Origin of the sequence: Micromonospora sp. NPDC000663, assembly GCF_042898105.1 — a bacterium.
In the GTDB taxonomy this organism is placed as follows: domain Bacteria; phylum Actinomycetota; class Actinomycetes; order Mycobacteriales; family Micromonosporaceae; genus Micromonospora.
Map to the genome: position 1 here is coordinate 293225 of NZ_JBIAYR010000002.1, position 21676 is coordinate 314900.

Below are 21676 nucleotides of genomic sequence, written 5' to 3' on the forward strand. Positions count from 1 at the left end.
TTGGCGCCCCGATCCCGGGGCCCGAGGACCGGCAGTGACCGGCTGACACGAAGTTAGAAGTGCCAGGTAGCCGGTTCGCCGGTCGCAAATGAACGCGAGGTGAACACGTACGGCCCGTCAGGTGACCGCTTGCTGAGGGTGAGTTGTCCGTTAAGTGAACCGGGGCACTTCAGTGCCCGTTCGCGCTCAGCCGAGGTGGTAGTTGATGTGCGCGGACCAGCGGGCGAAGCCCATCCGCTCGTACAGTGCGACGGCCCCGGTGTTCGAGTCGTCCACGTAGAGCATCACCCGGTCCAGGCCCCGCTTGTCCCGCAGGTACGCCAGACCCGCGGTGGTCAACGCCCGACCCAGCCCGCCGCCGTGCGCGGTCGGCTCCACGCCCAGCACGTACACCTCGCCGATGCGGGCCGATCCCGGCCGCTCGTGCACCTTGGTCCAGTGGAACCCGAGCAGCCGGCCCGTGGCGGTCTCCTCGGCGAGCAGGAAGCCCGCCGGGTCGAACCACGGCTCGGCCAGGCGGACCCGCAGGTCGTCCGAGGTCCACCGGCCCTGCTCGGGGTGCTTGGCGAAGGCGCGCGAGTTGAGGGTCAGCCAGGCCGCGTCGTCCGCCCCGGGCCGGTACGCGCGCAGCGTCACCCCGTCGGGCAGGCGCGGCTCACCAAGCGGGGCGGCCAGGGGCCGGCGCAACTGCCAGAGCACCCGGGCGCGCGTGAACCCGAGGTCGACGGCGAGCGCGGCGGCCGAGGGGTGGTCGCCGTGCGCCCACGCCCGCAGCGGCCCGGTTGCCGAGGCGAGGACGCCCCGGGCGAGTGCCCGCCCGGTGCCCCGACGCCGGTACGCGGGGTGCACCACCAGTTCCACCCCGATGCCGCCCACCGGGTCGGTGGTGTCGAGGTGCGCGTACCCGGTGAGGGTGCCGTCGTCGGCGCGGGCGACCAGGTGCACGGCTGGGGCGTCGGGGTCGCGCAGCCGGAGCAGGACGTGCTCGCCGAGGGGGTCGGCGCCGTCGGTGTCGCCGGCCGTACGTGCCAGGGCCAGCACATCGGTGATCTCCGCCGGGGCCAGTCGGTCGCTCCGGGTCACCTGGTCGCTGGTCGGCTCCGCGCTGCTCATCCCGTCACCGTATCCGTTGCGCCACGGGACACCCGGAGGGTCGCCGAGGAAAGGCGCCGATGCCGAGGCGACGCCCCGCGGCCCGCCCGGGTCTCAGGTGGGGTCGGTGGGCAGAGCCTCCAACTCGAACCGCGCGGTCAGGTCGGGCAGGATCCGCCGCAGCGCGTCCATGGTGCCCTGCCGGTCGCCGCCGGCGTCGTGCAGCAGCACCACCGACCCCGGTTCGGCCTGGCCGGTCACGGTCGCGGCGATCCTGCTCGCCCCGGGGAGTTCCCAGTCCTGTGGGTCCACCGACCAGTGCAGCGGCGTCATGCCGAGCTGCTGCGCCACCGACACCACGGGATAGGTCCAGGCGCCGCCGGGCTGGCGGTACCAGACGATCGGCGCGTCAGGCACCGCAGCGCGGATCGCATCGTTGGTGCGCAGCAGGTCGGCGCGGATCATGTCCGCCGAACGGTTGCCGAGGGTGACGTCGTGGTGCCAGGAGTGGTTGCACAGGGTGTGCCCGCCGTCCACGATCGCCTGGATCAGGTCGGGGTGGTTCTGCGCGTTCTCGCCCACCACGCAGAAGGTCGCCTTGACGTCGAACTCGTGCAGCATGGCGAGCACCTGCGGTGTGTATCGCGGATCCGGCCCGTCGTCGAAGGTCAACGCGAGGCGGGGCGTACCGGTGCTGGTGTGCGCCCCGAACAGTTGGCCGCCGCCGGAGTCCCGTCCCGACCCGTCCTGGCCCGCCTCGGTGGGCCCGGCGCCGCGACTGGGGCTCGGTGCTCCGCTCGGCTCGGCCTCGGTCGGCTGGTCGGCGTAGTACGGCCCGTCGGCGTTGGTGGTGACACCTGTGGTCTTGCGTGCCTGCGGCTGGTCGGGGATGAGGCTGCGGCCCAGCACGTAGGCCGAGCCGAGCAGCGCCGTCACCACAAGTGCCACGATTCCGGCCGCCCGGACGGTCGGGTTGCCCCGCGTCACGGCTTGCACCCCGCCGACCGGTCATGCCGGCCCGTCGCCCCCGTGGTTTCTGCGCGCACCGTCGACCCCCCTCTGCTGACAAACCCGGCAGTCAGAATAGAACCGACGAGATGCACAAAAGGGGCATATGGGGAATCCTCCCGGGCGGGAGGCTGGCACCCGATCAGACGGGCAGTGGGGCGTGCTCCGCCTCGGGCAGCGACCGCGACGGCGGGACGACGAACTTGTAACCCACCTGGCGGACCGTGCCGATCATCGACTCGTACTCCGAGCCGAGCTTGGCGCGCAACCGCCGGACGTGCACGTCCACCGTGCGGGTGCCGCCGAAGTAGTCGTAGCCCCAGACCTCACGCAGCAGCTGGTCCCGGGTGAACACCCGGCCCGGGTGCTGCGCCAGGAACTTCAACAGCTCGAACTCCTTGTAGGTGAGGTCGAGCGGACGTCCCTTGAGCTTGGCGGCGTACGTGTCCGGGTCGATGCTCAGTTCACCCGCGCGGATCGAACCGCCCGCGCCGGCGGTCGCGTTGCTCAGTCGGCCCACCGCCAGCCGCAGCCGCGCCTCCACCTCGGCCGGGCCCGCCGAGGCGAGGATGACGTCGTCGACGCCCCAGTCGGCGTTCAGCGCGATCAGCCCGGCCTCGGTCACCACCGCCACGAGCGGCACCCCGAGCCCTGTGGCGTGCAGCATCCGGCAGGTCGCCCGGGCCTCGCTCAGCTCCGAGCGCGCGTCCACCAGCACCGCGTCGGGGCTGGGCCCGGCGACCAGGGTGCGGACGTCGCGTGGTGCGGTGCGGACCGAGTGCGGCAACAGGTCGAGTGCCGGCAGCACAGCGGACGGTTCCCCTGCGCGTGCGGTCACCAGCAACAGGATCTCCACGATCACCTCCGTCCCGGCGGCGCGTGGCCGCACGCGACCAGACACACTCGTGAGGGAGTGCGCTGAGAAATTGCGTGGTCCCGGCGTCGCTGACGGGCGGGTAACGCGTTGAGCGTAACCGATCGCCTCGGCGGCGCCGTCAGGCGATTTCCCGTTTGTCTAGCTTGCCCCTGATCGTGGCGCAGGTTTTAACGTTGCTGAAACCCTTGACCACCGCACCGGCCGGCCGGTCTGGCACGATCGGGGCGTGTTTCCCTCCACCTCGCCGGACGCCGGCCGCGAAACGTGGCCCGACGGGCCTCGTCCGGGCCCGGCCGCACCGACCCGTGGCCAACCGCCCGCGCCGCGCACCGGTCCGGCCGTCGCCGACGGCGACCGCCGCGAACGGGGTGGTCCCCGCCGTGCCCGTCGCGCCGGGGAGCCCGCCCGCCGCTCCGAGGACGACGTCGACGAGCCGGAGGAGGAGGTCGTACCCCCGGTCGAGGTGCACCGACCGCTGGCGGTGACCATCGCCGGATTCGCGGCGCTGCTCGGCGTCGGCCTGGTGCTCGGCGCGCAGACGTCCGGCCCCGGCCACCGGTTGCCGTTCGCCTTCATCGTCTTCGGCGTCCAACTGCTGTTCGTGCTCGCCTGGGCGATGGCCATGCGCCCGCCCGCCCTGCTGCTCGTCGCCGGTGTCAGTGCGGTGGTCGCCGCACTCGCCGACGTCGCCGCGGTGCAGACAGACGTCGCCGGCCTGGCGCCGCTGGGCTACCTGGCGGCCGGTGGCTTCCTCGCCGCCGTGCTCGGTCAGCTGGTCCGCCGGGTCGACCGGGTCCGGGTCACCGACTCGCTCGGCGCCACGCTGCTCATCGTCGTCGGGGTGGTGGCCTTCGGCACCCTGATCGTGCTCAGCCGCATCCCGGCCGGCACCCAGGCGATCACGGTCTGCCTGACCGCGAGCGGGGTCGCGCTCACCGTCGCCCGGCTCACCGACGCCGTGCTGCCCTGGCCCCGGCTGGCCCCGCAGGTGCCTCGGGGCGCCGCCGGAGTGGTGGCGGGCGCCATGGTCGGCACGTTGATCAGCGCACTGCTCGGCGGTTACCTGGTGGCGCCCTTCACGCCCACCCGGGCCGCGGTGATCGGCCTGGTCGCGGCGGTCACCGCAGTCCTCACCGACCTCGCCGTCGGGTACGCGGAGGCGGGGCGGCTGATGGCCGGCGAGCCGCCCACCATGTGGGTCGCCCGGCACATGCAGGGTCCGCTCGGTGGCTTCGCCCTTGCCGCACCTGCCGCGTACGCCATGTGCATGCTCTTCCTCTGAGCCACGGTTGAGCCCGGAGCCGGTCGGGTACCTACGGGTGCGCCGCCCTGCGGCACCGGTACGAGCGCCCCGTCGCACCGCGGCGGGCGGAGACAGGAGGCGGCGTGGCCCAGGACTTTCCGGCGGACGAGGTCCGGCCCCGACGGCGCAGTCGCAAGCTGCTCATCGGCCTGGTAGTCCTGCTCCTGGTGGTGGCCGGGCTGCTGGTGGTGGCCGACCGGGTCGCGGTCGGCGTGGCCGAGAGGGAGATCGCCAAGCGGGTCAGCCAGGAGGTCACCAAGCAGGGCGCGCAGTCGGCCGCACCAGAGGTGCAGGTCGGCGGTACGCCGTTCCTGACGCAGGTGCTCGACGGCCGTTACGAGCGGATCACCATCAAGCTGCGGGACGTGCAGGCGTCGGTCGAGGGCGATGCCGTACGGCTGCCGGTGCTTGACGTCGACGCGCGCAACGTGCGGGCCTCCCTGGACACGCTCCGGACCGGGCAGGGCGATGTCGTGGCGGACACCGTCAACGGCACCGGCACGATCAGCTACGACAGCCTCGCCGCGTTGCTGGACCGGCCGGGGCTCACCCTCGGGGAGCAGGGCGGCAAGCTCGCCGTCACCGCTCCGGTCGACGTCCTCGGCCAGAAGTTCACAGTGGCCGGCACCGCCGACGTCACCGTTGCCAAGAACGGCGCCGTCGCCCTGCGCTTCAACAACCTGGACGCCGAGGGTCTGCCGAACCTGCCGCTGGCCCGCGCCGTGCTGAACAACTACGCCAAGGGCATCTCGATCGACGTGCCATTGCCCGACCTGCCGTTCCAGTTGGCGCTTCGGGAGGTCCGGCCGTTGCCCGAGGGGTTGGCGGTCACGGCCGACGCGAAGGACGTGCCGATCAACTCCGTCAGCTGACCGGTGGGACAGGGAACGGCCGGTGGCCCTGGCGATTCCCGGATGGTGGTCGGCTCAGTGGCAGTCCGGTCACTGGCTGGTAGGCTCCCTGGCCATGGGGACTCACCTCACCAAACGGCGCGCGGTCGACCTGTGCCGCGTGGCCACCTGCCTGTGTCGCCCCGTCATCTGACGGCGGGGCTGTCTCCGGCCGCCTGATCGGCGGCCTCCGGCACGCAGGGTTCTCGTACCCTCCGGTGATCCCATCGAACGCCCGGCAGCGGCGCCGTCGCACGAACCCGTGATCCCGTCCTTCCGCTGGGTCCCGCGCGTGGTGCGACAGTTACACCCATCGATACTCACGCGCTGGCTCACCATCCATCCTCACCAGGGAGTGATTCGATGAGTCGCGACACCGCACTCGTCTCGGCCGAGTGGGCCGAGAAGAACCTCGACGCCCCGGGCGTCGTCTTCGTCGAGGTCGACGAGGACACCTCGGCCTACGAGACCGGCCACATCGCCGGCGCCATCAAGATCGACTGGAAGACCGACCTCCAGGACCAGGTCCGTCGGGACTTCGTCAACAAGTCCCAGTTCGAGGCGTTGCTCTCCGAGCGGGGCATCAGCAACGACGACACGGTCATCCTGTACGGCGGCAACAACAACTGGTTCGCCGCGTACGCGTACTGGTACTTCAAGCTATACGGCCACCGCGACGTCAAGCTGCTCGACGGCGGCCGCAAGAAGTGGGAGCTGGACGCCCGCCCGCTGGTCACCGACACGGTGACCCGCCCGGCCACGCAGTACGTCGCGCAGGAGCCCGACACGTCCATCCGTGCCTTCCGCGACGAGGTCGTGGCCGCGATCGGCACCAAGAACCTGGTCGACGTGCGCAGCCCCGACGAGTTCGCCGGTCGGCTGCTCGCCCCCGCCCACCTGCCGCAGGAGCAGGCGCAGCGGGCCGGCCACATCCCCACCGCGATCAGCGTCCCGTGGTCCAAGGCCGCGAACGAGGACGGCACCTTCCGGTCGGACGACGAGCTGCGCAAGATCTACGGTGACGCGGGGCTCGACGACGGCAAGGAGACCATCGCGTACTGCCGGATCGGTGAGCGCTCCTCGCACACCTGGTTCGTGCTCCAGGAGCTGCTCGGTCACCGCAACGTCAAGAACTACGACGGTTCCTGGACCGAGTACGGCTCGCTCGTCGGCGTGCCTGTCGCGCTCGGCGACGAACCCGGGGAGGCCTGATCGCCATGACCGCACCCACCGCTGCGGGTTGCGCCGCACCCGACCAGGCCGCCCCACTGCCGGCCAGCCTGGACCTGGAGAAGGAAACCGTGATCACCGGCATCGTGCGCTCGGCGTCGGACGAGGCCGTGGCGGGCGCGTACGTCCGGCTGCTCGACTCGACAGGTGAGTTCACCGCCGAGGTGGTCACCTCGGCCGCCGGCCAGTTCCGGTTCTTCGCCGCGCCGGGTTCCTGGACCCTGCGGGCGCTGTCCCGGCACGGCAACGGCGACACCGCCGTCACCGCCGGCCGGGGCATCAACGAGGTAACCGTCACCGTCGCCTGACCCACCGCTCTGATCGACCGGGCCGGTCACCCCACGAAGGGGTGACCGGCCCGGTCGTCTCCGCAGGGGTCAGAGGCCAGTGGCCCGGCAGGACGAGGCGGGGGCGAGGGTGAAGTCGACAGTGTTCACGACGCCCGCCTCGATCCGGGTGCGTTGCACCTGCGGCACCCAGCTGTCCTTGCCCACGATCACGTCGTAACGGCCCTTCGGCAGCCACCAGACGTACCTGCCCCGGGCGTCCGCCGTGAGCGTGTGCCCGGTGCTCGTGCCCGCCCGGTTGACGCGTACCGTCGCGGGAACCCCGACGGTCGCTCCGCCGCAGGTCACCCCGGTGACGGTGCCCTGGACGCGGCCCCAACTGGCAGGTGGTGACACGTGCGTCGTCACCGCGACGGCGGGCACCCGGTACGGGGTGTCCGACGCGATGCCCAGCTCACCGGAGTAGGCGCCCGGCTGGACGACCCCGGCCGCCTCGGTGGCGCTCAGCGTGATGGTCACCGCCCGGGCCGTGCCCGGTTCCAGGGTGAAGGCGTTCGGCGCGGTGGACAACCAGGCAAGGTCCGCCTCCCCCGCGCAGAGGCCCAGGCCGTCCAGCCGCTCGCTGTCCGCCGATCCCACGAACGGCGAGGGCGAACCGCCGATCTTGTACGCGCCGCAGGCGGCGGCGCCCCGGTACCGGCCGAACCCGACGTTGGGCAGGTCCCGCCAACTGCCGGCCACCGGGTCGTACGCGATGGTCCGGTTGGTCACCGTCGTCGACGCCGCGGTGACTCCGCCGGCCAGCACCAGCAGGCCACCGGCGGCCGCGTACTGGGAGCCCCACAGGTCCAGCGGCAGGTTCGGCAGCGGGCTCCACGCGTCCGCCGCCGGGTCGTACCGGTAGGCGTCGGTGTGCTCGGTGCTGCCGGTGCCACCGGCGCAGTACACGGCAGCGCCGATCCCGCCGCAGGAGAGCCAGGAGACCGGGTGCGGGTAGGCCGCGCCGGTGCTGAAGGCGCCGGTCGCCGGGTCGAACACGACCAGCCGGTCGGAGTCGGTGCAGTCGCTGTCGAGGCATCCGCCGACCAGGTAGATCCTGCCTCCGGCCACCGCCTGCCCGGCCGCCGCCGCCGGGAACGGGTTTGTCGCCCCGGCCACCGTGGTCCAGGTGCCCGCCCCCGGGTCGTACACGTCCACCGAGGCGACCGTGACGTCGTCCGCACCCCAGCCGCCGAGGACGTACAGCTTGCCGCCGACCGCCGCCGCGACCGGCTTGGACCGGGCGGTCGGCAGGTCGGGCAGCGCGGACCACACGCCGACGGTGGGGTCGTACCGCCAGGCCTTGCGTTCCAGACCCGAGCCGCCGCCACCGCCCACCGAGTAGATGTCGCCGTCCAGGTTGGCCGCCGCGTTGTCGAAGACCGCCGCCGGCAGGTCGGCGATCCCCGTCCAGGAGTCCTCCGCCCGTGGCGCGTCATCGGTGCCGCCGTACGTCGCGCCGGTGCGGGCCCTGCTGATCCCCTTCACCTTCTGCTCCCGCAGTGGCGCTCCGGCGCGGGACAGCACGTCGAACCGGCCGTCGCGCTCCACCAGGTTCACCGTGGCCGGCGCGGTGCCGGTGTTGCGCACCGTCACAGTCGTGGTCCGGGTGCTGCCGTACGGCTGGTAGGCCTCGACGTCGGTGGTCGTGACGCTGAGCCGGCCGGCGGACAGCGCGAGGTCCGTCCGGCGGGCGTCGTCCGGCGCGACGGTCGCCATGATCGTCATCGCCCGGTACGGGTGTCGCGTGGCGCTGAACCGGTGCGCCCCGGTCGACGCGGAGAAGAGCCAGTAGAAGCCGTCCGGAAGGTTCGGGTCGTCGGGTGTCGCCGCCGACACTCCCCGGTCCTGCGTCCGGTCGGCGCCGGCGACTGTGACTCCGTTGAGCGGTGTGCCTGTGTTGCGGTCGGTGGTCACGCCGAGCAGCAGCCCACCGGGTGCCGGTACGCAGTCGCGGTTGACCACCTGCACGTCGTCCACCTGCCACCACCAGGCGAACGTGCCGTGGAAGCGGAACCGGACCCGGACGGTGGCGGCTCCGGCCGCCGCGTCCAGCGGCACCTCCTCGATTCGTGGCCCGCGCCGGCTGCCGGTCTGGTGCCAGACGGTGGTCCAGGTGCCGCCGCCGTCGGTGGAGACGTCCACGTCGGCCGCGTCGGTGACGCCGACCGCCCGCCAGTCGCTGCGGAAGCGCAGCACAGGTGCCGGTGCAGCGCTCAGGTCGAGCGGCGGGGTGACCAGGTCGGTGTCCTGGGTCCGGTCGGAGCCCAGCCGGTCGCTGTCGACGATCGCGAAGGCGCCGCTGCCACCTGTGAGGTTGCCCCGCTGCCCCGGGTCGGTGAAGCTCCAGCCGCCGTCCCCGGTGCGGTTGCGCACGGCCCAGCCGGGCGGCGTGTCGGTCCCGTCGAAGCCCTCGTTCAGCACGGGCGTGGCGAAGCTGCCTGTGTAGCCGGCCGCCGTGCAGGCGGGCTCGACCGGCACCGCGATGTCGGCCGTCACCGGCTCGGCACCGGTCACCACGTCCCGGCTGACGGTGCGGTAGCCGGGGTAGCGGACGGTCACGGTGAGGCGGTAGGTGGCGTTGCCCGCCACTGTGAACGAGTACCGCCCGGTGGCCGGGTCGGTGTGGACCGGCGCGCCGGGTCGTCCGGCGACCTCGATGCGGGCGTAGAGCGGCCAACCGTGCCCGGAACCGTCGGTGACCCGACCGCTGACGGTGACCGACGGGCTCGCCACCAGGGCGAAGTCGCGGGTGACAGCGCCGCCCTCGGCGACGGTGACGGTGCTCGACTGCCCCGCGTAGCCGTACGCGCTGACGCTGACCGTGGTCTCGCCGGCCGGCACGGTGAGCGCGTACCTGCCGTCCGCACCTGTGGTGACGCTGCGGGTGCCGTCGCCGACTGTCGCGCCCGCGATGGGGGATCCGGCAGCGGTCACCGTGCCGGCGACCCGTCCGACGGCGCCGCGCGGAGCGTCCCGCACCGCCGCGTACGCGTCGAGCCGGCCCTCGCCGAAGACGTTGTTGTCGGCGGCGGTGCCCCCGCAGGTGGTGGCGTCGACGTCGCGGGCGGTCCGGTCGAGCAGTTCCTCGGTGGCGGCGACGTCGCCCTTCAGGCCGGGTGCCGCGGACCAGACGAGCGCCACGGTGCCGGAGACGTGCGGTGCGGCCATGGAGGTGCCGTCGAAGGCGGCGTAGCCGTTGCCGGGGACGCTGGAACGCACGTCGCTGCCGGGGGCGGAGATGTTGGGTTTGACGGACCGCGGATCGGTGCCGTCGCCCCGGCCGGAGAAGTCGGAGATGGCGTTCCGCGCGTCGTACGAGCCGACCGCGTACGCGTTGGTGTTGTCGCCGGGGGAGCCGGCGCTGCCGCAGGCTGGGCCGTCGTTGCCGGCGGAGAAGACGGGGAACATGCCGGCCGCCCGCCAGGCCGCGATGGTCTGCTGGAACCACGGGTCGCCGCCGGCGCCTCCCCAGGAGTTGTTCACCACGTCGGGGCGCAGGTCCGGGCGGGGGTTCCGCCCGTTCAGGTCGGTGGGGGCCAGCACCCACTGGCCGGCGGCGAGCAGGGAGGCGTCCGAGCAGGAGGTGGCCTCGCAGCCCTTCGCGGCTATCCATGTCGCGCGGGGGGCTACGCCGACCTGGTTGCCGGCGCCGTCGTCGCCGACCATCGTGCCCATCGTGTGAGTGCCGTGGTCGTTGTTGTCGCAGGGCACGGCGCTGGGGCAGATGCCGGCCGGGTCGTACCAGTTGTGGTCGTGGTCGAAGGTGCCGCCGCCCAGGTTCCCCCGGTACGTGCCGACGAGCGCCGGGTGGTCGTACTGGACGCCGCTGTCGATGTTGGCGACCACCACGCCCTCGCCGCGGTCGCCGAGCTCGCTCCACACCTGGTGGGCGTTGATGTTGGTGAGCCCCCATTCGGCGCCGTCGGTGTGGGCGCGGCTGGCGGTGGTGGGTTTTGGCCGCACCAGCGGGTAGCTGCGGGTGGGTTCGATCCGGGCGACCTCGGGCCGTTTGGCGATCTCCTCGACCAGCGCCCGGTCGCCTGTCACCCGTACGGCGTTGGCGATCCAGTAGGTGGTGTGCGGCGCGCGGCGGGCCGTCAGCAGTGCGCGCAGGCCCGTCTGGGTGCGCGCGGCGGTGGTGGTGAGCAGCCGGTGCACCTCCCGGGCCCGGTCGTCCGGGTCGCGCAGCCGCGTGGTCCGGGCCACCGGCGCGGTGTCGCGCAGGTAGACCAGGAAGGTTCCGCTGCCCGTCGTGCCGAGCTGTCTGAGTAGACGGTGGTCCACGCTTGCCCGGGCTGGCGCGGGTTGGGGTGGGGCGGCGACCGCGGGTTGGGCGGTGAGGCCCAACCCGACAGCGGCGCACGCCAGGGCCGCCCGCCGGAGAGCGGCCCATGTGGCTGATGGTCGGAACATTCTTCCTCCCCACGTCATGGGTCCCGAGTGGCTCGGGGCCCGTGCGCGCACCGCGCGTCCGCCCGGTGCCGAATGGATAACGCCTGTCAGTGCCTGGTCAGTGACGACAGGTGATCCCGAGCGGGGTCGGACCGACGAAATCCATCGGCATGCGTCACTATCAACCGGTGGAATTCACTGGTGGAGGCGGCGTCGCCGGCGCAGGGGTCCCGATCGTCGTCTGCGTCGGCGCGGACATCTCGGTGCGGGAACGGGTGGTCCGCCAACTCGACGGCGTCGGCCCGGTGGTGAGCTGCGCCGACCTCACCGAGCTGCGCACGATGCTGTTCCCGGCACCGTCCGGAGCGACGGCTGTGCCGCCGGGGCCGGTCAGCTGGGGTGGGCTGGTCGTCGACCGCGCCGGCCAGCGGGTCACCTGGCGGGGTGACCCGCTTCCGCTCACCCGCACCGAACGCGAGCTGCTCGCCCGACTGATCGGCCCGCCGCTGGTGGTGTGGAGCCACGAACAGCTCTTCGCCTCGGTGTGGAGCGACGCGTACCCGGGTGACAGCGCGGTCCTGCACTCCGCGATCAGGCGGCTGCGGCACAAGCTGCGGAGCCTGCCGGGCGGGCCCCGGGTGCACACCGTGCGGGGCGTCGGCTACCGGCTCGACCCGCCGCCGGGACCCGCCTGACCACTGGCCGCGCCGGACCCCTCCCGACCGCCGCCGGAGGGGAGGACGGCCCGTGACACCATTGCCGGGTGAGCGGTGCTGTGCGGACGGGGAGCGTTTCGTCGACCGGCCCCGCCGCCCCGGCGCCCGCCCGGCGGCGGCGCTGGCTGCTGGCCGTGACCGTCCTGTGGGCCGTGCTGCTGGCCGCGCTCACCTGGACGTCGGTCCGCGACGATCCACCCACCGTCCGGGAGCAGCGCACGCTCGATCAGGCCGGCCCGGTGGTGGACCGGGCGGCCGGCGAACTGGCACGGGCGGCAGGCGCCTCCACGCTGCTGGAACTCGGCCCCGCGCGTATCGCCGCGGGCTGCCGGGTCACCCCGTTCGCCGACGGCGCCCGGCTGCGGCGCGAGGTCGGCGTCCTCGCGCCCGACGGCACCGAACGGTCAGTGCTGGACGGGCTCGCCGAGCGACTGCCGGCCAGCTGGCGCGCGGGCGTCGCCTCCGGTCCGGACGGCCCGGAGCTGTACGCCGACGCCGGAGAGTTCGTAGCCGTAGCGGGCAGACCGACCGGGGACGGCCGGGTCCGGTTGACAGTCGACACCGGCTGCCGGCCGGTCGGCTCCGGTTACACAGCGCCGCCGGCCACCGGTGACGGCGGGGAGGCCGCCGCCCTTACCGCCGCGCTGCGGGCGCTCGACCAGCCGGCCGACGCCGCGCCGGAGCTGGTCACCGCGCCCTGCCCGGGTGGCACGACGGCCCGTACCGCGCGCTCCACCGCCGGCCCGGCCAGCTCGGCGGCCGCGCTCGCCCCGCTGGCCGGCGGCACCCCGCTGCTGGACAACCCGCCGGTGTACGCGTACCGCGCCGGGACCGTCACCGTGCTGGCCGACCTCACCCCGGACGCCTCCCGGCTGACCGCCACCGTCGGCTGCCCGGGCTGACCGGGGGGCACCTCCCCGGTCACCTGCCCTGCCGGTCCTGCGTCTCACGGCTACGACCCAGCGCGTCGACCCGCCCCCAGCGGCCCGGGATGTCCAGCAGCTCCACCCGGCCCATGCCCGGCGGCACCGCCGGATCGATGATCAGATGCTCGCCCTGCGGCTCCAACCCGAGCATCACCCGCAGCAGCAGCAGGGGGGTGCCCGTCGACCAGGCCTGCGGGCTGCACGCCGTCGGATACTGCACCGGATAGTCGGTGAGGTCGCGGGCGTACCCGGCGAACGCCTCAGGCAGCCGCCCGTCGAAGTAGCGGGACGCGCCGAGCATCGTGTCGCAGATCAACCCTGCCTCGTCCCGGAAGCCGTACCGCCACAGGCCCCAGGCGATTATCGAGTTGTCGAACGGCCACACGGTGCCCACGTGGTAGCCGATCGGGTTGTACCGGCCCTGGTCCTCGGCGAGGGTCCGTACCCCCCAGCCGGAGAACAGGCGCGGCCCGAGCAGGTGCTCGACCACCTTGCCGGCCCGCGACTCGTCGACGATGCCGCTCCACAGCAGGTGCCCGATGTTCGACGTCAGCGCGTCCACCTGCCGGCCGTCGGCGTCCAGGGCGAGCGCGTAGTAACCCCGGTCGGCGATCCAGAAGTCGTGGTTGAACCGCTGCTTCAGCTCGGCGGCCTCCCGCTCCAGCCGGTTGGCGTACTCCGGGTCGTTCCAGAACGTCCGGGCCAGCCGGGCGGCCCGGATCTTCGCGTCGTACGCGTAGCCCTGAAGCTCACAGGTGGCCCGGGGAAAGCCGGGCATCCGGCCGTCGGCGTACGAGATGGCGTCCCAGGAGTCCTTCCAACACTGGTTCTGCAGGCCGGTTTCCGGGTTGCGGGTCTGGTACCACAGGTAGCCGGTGCCGAGCAGGTCGCCGTACGTGTCGATCCACTCCAGGCCCGCCCGGACGTGTGGCTCCAGCCGCTTCACAAGCGCGGAGTCGCCGGTCCAGCGCTCGTACTCGTCGAGCAGGATGATGAACAGCGGCGTCGAGTCGGCCGACCCGTAGTACGGCGAGTGTGGCTGCTCCTCGAAGCCGGCGGTCTCCCCGTACCGGAGCTCGTGCAGGATCTTGCCCGGCTCTTCGTCCCGGAAGTCGTCCACGCGGTGCCCCTGGAGACCGGCGAGCATCAGGATGGTCGGCGGGATCAGCTCCGGCAGGAACGGCAGCACCTGCAACGAGGTGATGATGCTGTCCCGGCCGAACAGGGTCATGAACCAGGGCAGTCCGGCGGCGATCAGCCGTACGCCCAGGGCGATCGACTCGTAGCGCAGTGCGGCCAGGTCGTTGAGGCTGCGCCGGTACGCCCCGGCCAACGGCTCGCAGTCGCAGCCGAGTTTCGGCGCCCGGTCGATCAGCTCCTGCTGTTCGGCGCGGATGGCGTCGGCGCTGCGGCTGCCGCCGTACGGCAGGGTGGCCCGGATGTCCTCGCCGCGCGCCCCGTAGACGACGGTGGACGCGTGCAGCCGGGTGGTCCACTCGCTGTTGCTGTCGATCCGGATCCGGAAGGTCATCCCGGCGGCGTCGACCTGCGCCGGCGCGCTGGAGCGGATCACCGTCTCCCGGTGGAACGCCTCCCGCCGGTAGACCAGCCGCAACTCGTTCTCGCCGACCGTGACGGTCGTCCGGCCCTTCTTCTGCCGCGCGTGCTTGATCTCGAACAGGTCGGCGAAGTCGGCAGCCATCTCGATCCGGACCGTGAACTCCACCTCCCCGCCGGAGTGGTTGAGCACGGTCAGCTCCTCCTCGAAGCTGCCCACGATCGCCCGGTTGCGGATCACCGACGCCTTGGCGTCCAGGTAGTGCGTGGGTTGACCGGGGGCCAGGAAGAACCTGGTCCGGTACGACTCGCCGGCGTCGATGGAGAGAGGGTGCAGCCGTTCGCCGTCGAGGGTGAGCACCCATTTGGACAGGAAGCGGGTGTCGAAGGAGAACAAGCCGGTGGGGAAGTCGTACGACGGCTCGATGTCCCCCCGCCGGTCGCTGACCATGAAGGTGTTGCCGTCCAGGATGCTGACGAGGTCCGTCACCCCAGCCGCCCGGCTGCCTTACGGGCGACCTCGCGCGGGTCGCGGGTGCCCGGCGGGTCCGGGAAGAACCGCCGGAAGGCCAGGAAGAGCACCACGTTTCCGCTGAACGTGCTCTCGTTGCGCAGTACCGCCGCGATCCCCTGCGCCTCGCCGGCGATCAGCCTGTCGAACAACTCGACGCTGCTGTACCAGATGGCGTCGGCAGGTCCCCGGTTCCGGCTGACCTCCACCGCACCCGGTCGCATCCGGACCAGCCAGTGCTCGGTCTGGTTGCCGGTGCCGAGGTCGATCTGGAGGGTGCCGTCGGCCAGGCCGCGCAGGACGGCGGGGGCACGAGCCGGCAGTGATTCGAAGAACCTCTCCGTCGCCTCGGTCACATCCGAATCGTAGGCAGCTGTCCGAGTTGTCGGGTCGGTATCCGCACTCCGCCCGCCCGTCGGGCCGACTCGTCGCGGAGGTCAGTAGACGAGCGCCTGCGCGCCCTCGGCCAACGCCTCCTCGACGAAGGCCGCGGCGCCCGCGATCCGTACACCGGGCAGGACGTCGTCGGGCCCGATCTCCCGTCGGGCCGCGCACTGGGTGCAGGCGGTCACCCGGCCGCTGGTCAGGATGACGTGCAGCAGCTCGGCCAGCGGCGCCGAGTGCGGCAACTCGAACTCCTGCGCCCGGCCGGGCACCGCGAACCAGGTCGACTCCCCGGTCAGCCAGAGCGACACGTCGGCACCGGCCGCGACTGCGGTCGCGGCGACCGTGAACGCCTGCGCGCACCGCTCCGGGGCGTCCGCCCCAGCGGTGGCCTTGACGACGAGAGTGCGGGCCATGGGCCCAGCATAGGATGGTCGGGATGGTTACCGAGATCGGGTTCGTCAGCCTGCTGGTGGCCGGCCTGGGCGGGCTCGCCGGTGGTCTGGTCTACCTGGCCGTACGCATATCGAGAGGACGTTGGTGAGCGACGAGAACCCGCTACAGCCGCCGTGGTTGAACGCGCCTCCGGTCGAGGAGTACCCGTACGAGGAGAGCTACGACCTGCGGGTCGGGCCGAAGCTGCACCCGGCGCTCGACGGCCTGCTGCCCTACATCGGTCTCTGGCGGGGCCGGGGCAAGGGCGGTTTCCCCACCATCGAGGACTTCGACTACGCGCAGGAGATCCGGATCAGCCACGACGGCCGGCCGTTCCTGCACTACGAGTCCCGTGCCTGGCTCCTCGACGAGCAGAGCCGGCCGGTCCGCCCCGCCGGGCGTGAGGTCGGCTGGTGGCGGCCGGTCATGGTGGACGGCCGGGCCACCGACGAGCTGGAGGCCCTGATCACGACCCCCACCGGTGTGATGGAGCTGCACCTCGGCAAGCGCACCGGCACCCAGGTCGAGTTCGCCACCGACGCGGTGGTGCGGTCGCCGACCGCCAAGGAGGTCACCGCCGGGCACCGGCTCTTCGGCATCGTCGAGGGCGCGTTGCTCTACGCGCAGGAGATGGCGGCGATGGGGCACCCGCTCAGCCCGCACCTGTCCGCCCGGCTCATCCGGGTCGGCGGCTGACGCTCAGTCGACGGGAAAGCCCAGCACGGCGTGCAGGGCCGGGGTGCGCGGGCAGGGGTCCCGACGCACCCCGTCGAGCATCCGGACCTCGGTGAGCCCGCGTACCGACGAGCTGAACCAGACCCCCTCGGCGTCGTGCAGCTCCGCTGGCGTGACCATCCGTTCGGCGGCGTCCAGGCCCAACTCGCCGGCGTGGGCGAGGAGCCAGGCCACTGTCGTGCCGGGCAGGATGCCCGTGGTGGCGGCCGGCACCGTGCACAGCGTGCCCCCGGTGAGCCACACCACGTTGGCGATGGGGCCCTCCAGGGCGTACCCGTCGGAGGAGACCCAGAGCACGTCGTCCACCCCGGCCCGGCGCGCCCAGCGGCGGGCGGCGCTGTTCACGGCGTACGAGGTGGACTTGATGCCCGCCGGCAGCCAGTCCAGTCCGGTACGCGCGTCGGCGGGCACTCCCAGCGGCAGGATGGCCACGGTGATCCCGTTCCGCCGGGCCGCCTGCGAGGACGCCGGCACCTCGGTGAGCGTGGCGTAGACGGTAGGTGGGCCGCCGGCCTCCGAGCCCCGGGTGCAGACCAGCCGGAGCGCTCCCTCCACCGCGGCGGGCCAGCCCGCGCGCACCGTGTCGAGCAGGTCGATGAGCGCCTCGGTGGGGGGCAGATCCAGGTCGACGGTGGCCGCCGCAGTGGTCAGCCGGGCCAGGTGCTCGTCGCGCAGCCACGGCCGGCCCTGACGCAGGTGCATGGACTCGAAGAGCCCGTCTCCGCGTAGGACGCCCAGGTCGTCGCCGCGCAGGACGGGTTCGTCGGCCGGGATGAGACCCCGCCCGAGGACGGCGATCCGGGCGTTCGCGGTGGTCGGGGCCGTACCGACGGATGGCGTCACCATGACCGTCGAGCGTAGCGGCGGACGGTCGCACGCAGGAGGGGCCGCGATTGCCGAACTATGATCGGATGGTGTCCGAATCCTCCCTCGCGGAAATGCTCCGAGCCCGTGGCCTGCGGCTGACAGCGCAGCGGCAGCTCGTCCTCCAGGCGGTGCTCGATCTGGGTCACGCCACACCGGAGCAGGTGCACACCGCGGTCCGGGAGGTCGCCGCCGGCGTCAACATCACCACCATCTACCGCACGCTTGAGCTGCTGGAACGGCTCGGCCTGGTGACCCACACCCACCTCTCGCACGGCTCGCCGACGTACCACGCGGCAGGTGAACACCAGCACGTCCACCTGGTCTGCCGGGAGTGCGGCGCGATCGACGAGGTCGATCCGGAGCTGTTCCGCCCGCTCAGCGACCAACTGGCCGCGCAGCGGGGTTTCCGGGTGGACATCGGGCACGTGTCACTCTTCGGCGTCTGCGCACGCTGCGAGAACGGGGACCAGAAATGATCGACATCGCGGGCGCGGTGGCCGTCGAGAGCATCGACGAGGCCAGCCGCGACCAGCCGGATCCGGCGCACGTCGCGGCCGGGGTGCGGGGCGTCGCCGCGCACTACGGCGATCCGCTGCGCGAGCAGCGCGTCCTGGACACGGAGGTCGGCCTCGTCGACCGCTCGCACCGGGGCGTCATCGCGGTGCCGGGGGAGGAGCGCGCCGGCTGGCTGCACACGATCACCTCGCAGCACCTCACGGCGCTTGCCGCCGGCGACGGCACCGAACTGCTCGTGCTCTCCCCGCACGGGCACGTCGAGCAGCACGCGCTGGTGGCCGAGGACGGCGAGACCACCTGGCTGGACACCGAGCCCGGCGCGACCGAGGGCCTGCTGGCCTACCTGGAGAAGATGCGTTTCTTCAGCAAGGTCGACCCGCGTGACGCCACCGCCGAACGGGCGCTGCTGTCGCTTGTCGGGCCTGCCGCGCCGGAGGCGCTCGGCACGCTCGGCGTGACCGGCCTGGCCGAACCGGACCTGGTCGCGGTGCCCGGTCCGAAGTTCGCCGCCGGGGCCGTGCCGCCGCGGGCGAGCGTTCGGTACGACGTACGGCCGCTGCCGATCGGCGGATGGGCCCGACGCGGGCCGCTCGGCGTGGACCTGCTGGTGCCCCGCTCGGCGATGGACGAGGTGGTGGCGGAGTTGCGTGGCGCGGGCGTGCCGGTGGCCGGCCTGTGGGCGTACGAGGCGATCCGGGTGGCCGCCCGTCGGCCCCGGCTCGGGGTGGACACCGACCACCGGACCATCCCGGCCGAGGTGGACCTGATCGGCCCGGCGGTGCACCTCGACAAGGGTTGCTACCGGGGGCAGGAGACGGTTGCCCGGGTGCACAACATGGGCCGCCCGCCGCGTCGCCTGGTGCTGCTGCACCTGGACGGCGTGACCACCGACCAGCCGCCGACGGCAGGTACGCCGGTGACCCTGGACGGTCGGGCGGTGGGCTTCGTCGGTACCGCCGTGCTGCACCACGAGCTGGGCCAGATCGCCCTCGCCGTACTGAAGCGGAACGTTCCGGACGACGCCGCTCTGCTGATCGGTGCGACGGCGGCGGCGATCGACCCGTCCTGAGCCGGCCGTCTAGGATCGCCGGCATGACGACAGGGACGTTGATCACGGTGGCCCCGACCGGCGCGGAGTCGGCCAAGGCGGAGGTGCCGGCACTGCCGGTGACGCTCGACGAGCTGCTGCTCACCGCCAAGGAGTGCGAGGCGCTCGGCGCCGCCGTGATCCACGTCCACATCCGCGACGACGCGGCACGGCCCACACTCGACCCGGCCCGCCTGGCCGAGACGGTGGCGGCGCTGCGGGACAGCACCGACCTGATCGTGCAGCTCTCCTCGGGCGGTGCGGTTACCGACCCGGAGGCGTCCCGGCTCGCGGTGCTCGACGCCCGCCCCGACATGGCCTCCTGCACGATGGGCACTGTCAACTTCGGCGACGACGTGTTCCTCAACCGCTGGGAGTTCATCGTCGATTTGCACACCCGCATGCAGGAGCGCGGGATCGTGCCGGAGTACGAGATCTTCGACCTCGGGCACCTGTCCGCGTTGCAGCGGCTGCTCGGCAGGTACGGGCTGCCGGCGGGCGGGCACGTGCACGTCGACTTCGTGATGGGTGTGCCCGGCGGTATGCCGGGCACCACCGAGACGCTCGTGGCGGCCCACAGCATGCTGCGGGACCTGCCGGAGGGCACCACCTTCTCGGCTACAGGCATCGGGCGCAGCACCATCCCGGTCATGCTTGCCTCGCTGTCGACGGGTGGGCACCTGCGCGTCGGCATGGAGGACACGGTGACGTACGCGAAGGGCCGCCCGGTGGAGTCCAACATGCAGTTGGTCGCCCGGGCCGTCGGCTTCGCGCAGCTCGCCCAGCGTCCGCCGCTGACCACCACCGAGGCCCGCGGGCTGCTCGGGCTGTAAGGCCGCGACCGTCCCCCGCCCCTGTCACTCGGCCGGTGGACGTCCTGGTCACCCCGCCGCCGCTGCCCCCGGGAGCGTCGGTACCGTCCAGCACGTGGGAAAGACGTACGAGGGCGGCGCGCCGCTCGCCGAGGTGGTCCGGTCCGGGTTCGTCGAGGGTGTGCACCGTGGCTCGGTGGTGGTGCTGGACGCCGCCGGAGCGCCGGTGGCCGCCGCCGGGAATGTCACCTCTCCGGTCTTTCCCCGTTCGGCGAGCAAGCCGATGCAGACGATCGGGATGCTCCGCGCCGGCCTGCCGGTGACCGACCCGGCCGACCTGGCGCTGGTGTCGGCCAGCCACGCGGGTGAGGACTTTCACCTGGCCGGGGTCCACGCGCTGCTGGCCCGGGCCGGGCTCGACGACTCGGCCCTGCACTGCCCGCCCGACCTGCCGGTGGGGGTGGCGGCCCGGGAGGCGGTGCTGCGTGCCGGCGGCGGCCCGACCCGGGTGCAGATGAACTGCTCCGGCAAGCACAGCGGCATGTTGCTGACCTGCGAGGCGGCCGGGTGGCCGCTGGACGGCTACTGGCGGCCGGAGCACCGGTTGCAGAAGGGTCTGCGGGCCGCCGTGGAGGACTTCACTGGGGAGTCGGCGGCGGCCGTGGGGGTGGACGGCTGCGGCGCCCCGGTGCTCGCGGTGTCGCTCACCGGCCTGGCCGGGGCGTACCTGCGGCTTGTCGACGCCGAGCCCGGCTCCGCGCCGCGCGCGGTCGCCGACGCGATGCGCGCCCACCCGGAGATCGTCGGCGGTACCCGGGCCGACGACACCAGGCTCATGCGCGGCGTCCCGGGCCTGCTGGCGAAGGTCGGTGCCGAGGGCGTGATCGCGGTGGGGCTGCCGGGCGTCGGCGCCGTGGCGCTCAAGATCGATGATGGCGCCGACCGGGCCCGGATGCCGGTGCTGGTCTCCGCGCTGCGCCGGCTGGGCGTGGACGCCCCGGTGCTCACCGAGTACGCCGAGGTGCCGCTCTTCGGTGGTGGCGTTCCGGTCGGGGCGGTCCGCCCGCTCTGGTGATGCCACCGGGGCGCTGGCTGTGCGCGTTCGGGCAGGCCGGGTGCCCGCCCCGCCGCCTCGCGCGCGTCGCGTCTCGGGCGGCGCCGGCGCGACGGTCAGTTCAGGAAGTCGAGCAGGGCCGCGTTTACCGGCTCGGGGCGCTCCAGCGGCAGCAGGTGCGCGGCGTCCGGCACGTCGGGCAGTCGTACCGCGCCGGGGACCTCGGCGGCGATCCGGTCGGCGAGCCGGCTGATGTCCGGCACGTCCGCCGCGCCGGCGGTGACCAGGACGGGCACCCGCAGCTCGCCGAGGCGGCCGATCGCGGGCGGGGACAGCTCGCCCACCTCTACCGCACCGAGCGCCAGCTCGGCGGCGAGGGCGCGCTGGTCCATCTCCTGCGCGAACGCGACGAGGCCGGGGTCGACGTCGGCCGGCTGGCGGCCCGGGCCGACCACCCAGAAGCGCACCTCGCCGGCCGCCCCGGCGACGAAGTCATCCGGGTCGACCTCGCCGACCAGGCCGTCCCAGAGGTCGTTCGCCTCGTCGGACCACTCGTTTCCGGAGACGGCCGTGTCGAACAGCGCGAGCGCGCTCACCCGGTCGGGGTGGGCCAGGGCGGTGTCGATGGCCACCGCCCCGCCGAAGGAGCAACCGACCAGGGCCGCCCGGGGCAGGTCGAGCGCGTCCAGCAGACCTGCCACGTCGTCGTGGTGGGCGAAGGGGGTCGGCGGGAGCTCGGAGTCGCCGTAGCCGCGCAGGTCGGGGACGATCACGCGGTGCCGGGAGGCGAGCGCCGGGACCTGCCCGCGCCACATCCGCCGGTCGGCGATGCCGGCGTGCAGAAGCACGACGGGCGAGCCGGTGCCGGCGTCGTCGTACGCGAGAACTGCTCCATTGACTGTGATCTTGTGCACGGAGGGGACGGTACGGAACCGACGAGTCGGGGCGCAAACGG

22 protein-coding genes are annotated in these 21676 nt (G+C 73.0%); 13 read left to right on the forward strand and 9 right to left on the reverse strand.

The genetic code is table 11. The features are described 5' to 3' along the window. Positions 1–186: 186 nt before the first annotated feature. The 3 genes from mshD to ACFY1S_RS10020 form a co-directional block, all read right to left on the reverse strand. Positions 187–1113: a mycothiol synthase gene (gene mshD / locus ACFY1S_RS10010; RefSeq protein ID WP_387115059.1), complete on the reverse strand. Its 927-nt coding sequence runs from the start codon at positions 1111–1113 to the stop codon at positions 187–189. Positions 1114–1206: 93 nt separating this feature from the next. Then, positions 1207–2079 carry a polysaccharide deacetylase family protein gene (locus ACFY1S_RS10015; RefSeq protein WP_387115062.1) on the reverse strand — a complete coding sequence of 291 codons (873 nt, stop codon included), beginning with the start codon at positions 2077–2079 and terminating at the stop codon, positions 1207–1209. Positions 2080–2242: 163 nt separating this feature from the next. Beyond that, entirely contained in the window at positions 2243–2962 is a 720-nt protein-coding gene (locus tag ACFY1S_RS10020) for a response regulator transcription factor (protein WP_208761169.1), read from the reverse strand. Positions 2963–3203: 241 nt separating this feature from the next. On the opposite strand from ACFY1S_RS10020, the gene ACFY1S_RS10025 reads away from it, so the two are divergent. The 5 genes from ACFY1S_RS10025 (at position 3204) to ACFY1S_RS10045 (ending at position 6708) form a co-directional block, all read left to right on the forward strand. Beyond that, positions 3204–4259 carry a hypothetical protein gene (locus ACFY1S_RS10025; protein WP_387115065.1) on the forward strand — a complete coding sequence of 352 codons (1056 nt, stop codon included), beginning with the start codon at positions 3204–3206 and terminating at the stop codon, positions 4257–4259. Positions 4260–4363: 104 nt separating this feature from the next. Then, the gene (locus ACFY1S_RS10030; protein ID WP_387115068.1) at positions 4364–5152 is read left to right on the forward strand and encodes a DUF2993 domain-containing protein; all 789 of its coding nucleotides are present in this window, start codon (positions 4364–4366) and stop codon (positions 5150–5152) included. 94 nt (positions 5153–5246) lie between these two features. Beyond that, on the forward strand, positions 5247–5324 hold the full coding sequence (locus ACFY1S_RS10035; protein WP_310503780.1) for an Ms5788A family Cys-rich leader peptide: 78 nt from the start codon (positions 5247–5249) through the stop codon (positions 5322–5324). Positions 5325–5533: 209 nt separating this feature from the next. Beyond that, complete coding sequence (locus ACFY1S_RS10040; RefSeq protein ID WP_364372900.1) at positions 5534–6382, forward strand: sulfurtransferase; 849 nt, start codon at positions 5534–5536, stop codon at positions 6380–6382. Positions 6383–6387: 5 nt separating this feature from the next. Continuing rightward, positions 6388–6708, forward strand: a complete 321-nt coding sequence (locus ACFY1S_RS10045; protein WP_139587946.1) for a DUF1416 domain-containing protein — start codon at positions 6388–6390, stop codon at positions 6706–6708. A gap of 69 nt (positions 6709–6777) precedes the next feature. On the opposite strand, the gene ACFY1S_RS10050 is transcribed toward ACFY1S_RS10045, so the two are convergent. Continuing rightward, positions 6778–11142, reverse strand: a complete 4365-nt coding sequence (locus ACFY1S_RS10050) for a S8 family serine peptidase (RefSeq protein WP_387115072.1) — start codon at positions 11140–11142, stop codon at positions 6778–6780. A 236-nt stretch (positions 11143–11378) separates the two neighbouring features. Here ACFY1S_RS10050 and ACFY1S_RS10055 point away from each other — a divergent pair, with 236 nt between their 5' ends. Together ACFY1S_RS10055 and ACFY1S_RS10060 are read left to right on the forward strand one after the other, a co-directional pair. Next, on the forward strand, positions 11379–11816 hold the full coding sequence (locus tag ACFY1S_RS10055) for a winged helix-turn-helix domain-containing protein (protein ID WP_387116005.1): 438 nt from the start codon (positions 11379–11381) through the stop codon (positions 11814–11816). Between the two features lie 68 nt (positions 11817–11884). Beyond that, positions 11885–12739, forward strand: a complete 855-nt coding sequence (locus tag ACFY1S_RS10060) for a hypothetical protein (RefSeq protein WP_387115075.1) — start codon at positions 11885–11887, stop codon at positions 12737–12739. Between the two features lie 19 nt (positions 12740–12758). Here ACFY1S_RS10060 and ACFY1S_RS10065 read toward each other — a convergent pair whose 3' ends face one another. The 3 genes from ACFY1S_RS10065 to ACFY1S_RS10075 form a co-directional block, all read right to left on the reverse strand. Continuing rightward, on the reverse strand, positions 12759–14810 hold the full coding sequence (locus ACFY1S_RS10065; RefSeq protein WP_387115078.1) for a glycogen debranching N-terminal domain-containing protein: 2052 nt from the start codon (positions 14808–14810) through the stop codon (positions 12759–12761). Continuing rightward, entirely contained in the window at positions 14807–15187 is a 381-nt protein-coding gene (locus tag ACFY1S_RS10070; protein ID WP_357982808.1) for an SCP2 sterol-binding domain-containing protein, read from the reverse strand. The genes ACFY1S_RS10065 and ACFY1S_RS10070 overlap by 4 nt, the downstream gene beginning before the upstream one ends. An 81-nt stretch (positions 15188–15268) precedes the next feature. Further along, a complete protein-coding gene (locus ACFY1S_RS10075; RefSeq protein ID WP_387115081.1) occupies positions 15269–15631 on the reverse strand; it encodes a DsrE family protein in 363 nt (120 codons plus the stop codon). Positions 15632–15654: 23 nt separating this feature from the next. On the opposite strand from ACFY1S_RS10075, the gene mtfM reads away from it, so the two are divergent. Both mtfM and ACFY1S_RS10085 read left to right on the forward strand, forming a co-directional pair. Continuing rightward, the gene (gene mtfM / locus ACFY1S_RS10080) at positions 15655–15759 is read left to right on the forward strand and encodes a small membrane protein MtfM (RefSeq protein WP_030327764.1); all 105 of its coding nucleotides are present in this window, start codon (positions 15655–15657) and stop codon (positions 15757–15759) included. Further along, complete coding sequence (locus ACFY1S_RS10085) at positions 15756–16346, forward strand: FABP family protein (RefSeq protein WP_387115084.1); 591 nt, start codon at positions 15756–15758, stop codon at positions 16344–16346. Before mtfM ends, ACFY1S_RS10085 begins: the two co-directional genes overlap by 4 nt. A gap of 3 nt (positions 16347–16349) precedes the next feature. Here the strand turns inward: ACFY1S_RS10085 and ACFY1S_RS10090 are convergent, their stop codons facing one another. After that, positions 16350–17231: an aminotransferase class IV gene (locus ACFY1S_RS10090; RefSeq protein WP_387115087.1), complete on the reverse strand. Its 882-nt coding sequence runs from the start codon at positions 17229–17231 to the stop codon at positions 16350–16352. 65 nt (positions 17232–17296) lie between these two features. Between ACFY1S_RS10090 and ACFY1S_RS10095 the strand changes: the two genes are divergently transcribed. The 4 genes from ACFY1S_RS10095 (at position 17297) to ACFY1S_RS10110 (ending at position 20742) form a co-directional block, all read left to right on the forward strand. After that, positions 17297–17728, forward strand: coding sequence for a Fur family transcriptional regulator (locus ACFY1S_RS10095; RefSeq protein WP_364372926.1), 432 nt, complete (start codon positions 17297–17299; stop codon positions 17726–17728). After that, entirely contained in the window at positions 17725–18837 is a 1113-nt protein-coding gene (locus tag ACFY1S_RS10100; RefSeq protein WP_364372929.1) for a folate-binding protein, read from the forward strand. The genes ACFY1S_RS10095 and ACFY1S_RS10100 overlap by 4 nt, the downstream gene beginning before the upstream one ends. A 23-nt stretch (positions 18838–18860) precedes the next feature. After that, complete coding sequence (locus ACFY1S_RS10105; protein ID WP_387115091.1) at positions 18861–19688, forward strand: 3-keto-5-aminohexanoate cleavage protein; 828 nt, start codon at positions 18861–18863, stop codon at positions 19686–19688. Between the two features lie 94 nt (positions 19689–19782). Next, a complete protein-coding gene (locus ACFY1S_RS10110) occupies positions 19783–20742 on the forward strand; it encodes an asparaginase (RefSeq protein ID WP_387115094.1) in 960 nt (319 codons plus the stop codon). Positions 20743–20837: 95 nt separating this feature from the next. Here the strand turns inward: ACFY1S_RS10110 and ACFY1S_RS10115 are convergent, their stop codons facing one another. Then, positions 20838–21635 (reverse strand): alpha/beta fold hydrolase, encoded by a 798-nt coding sequence (locus ACFY1S_RS10115; protein WP_387115097.1) that lies wholly within the window; start codon positions 21633–21635, stop codon positions 20838–20840. Between the last annotated feature and the right edge of the window lie 41 nt (positions 21636–21676).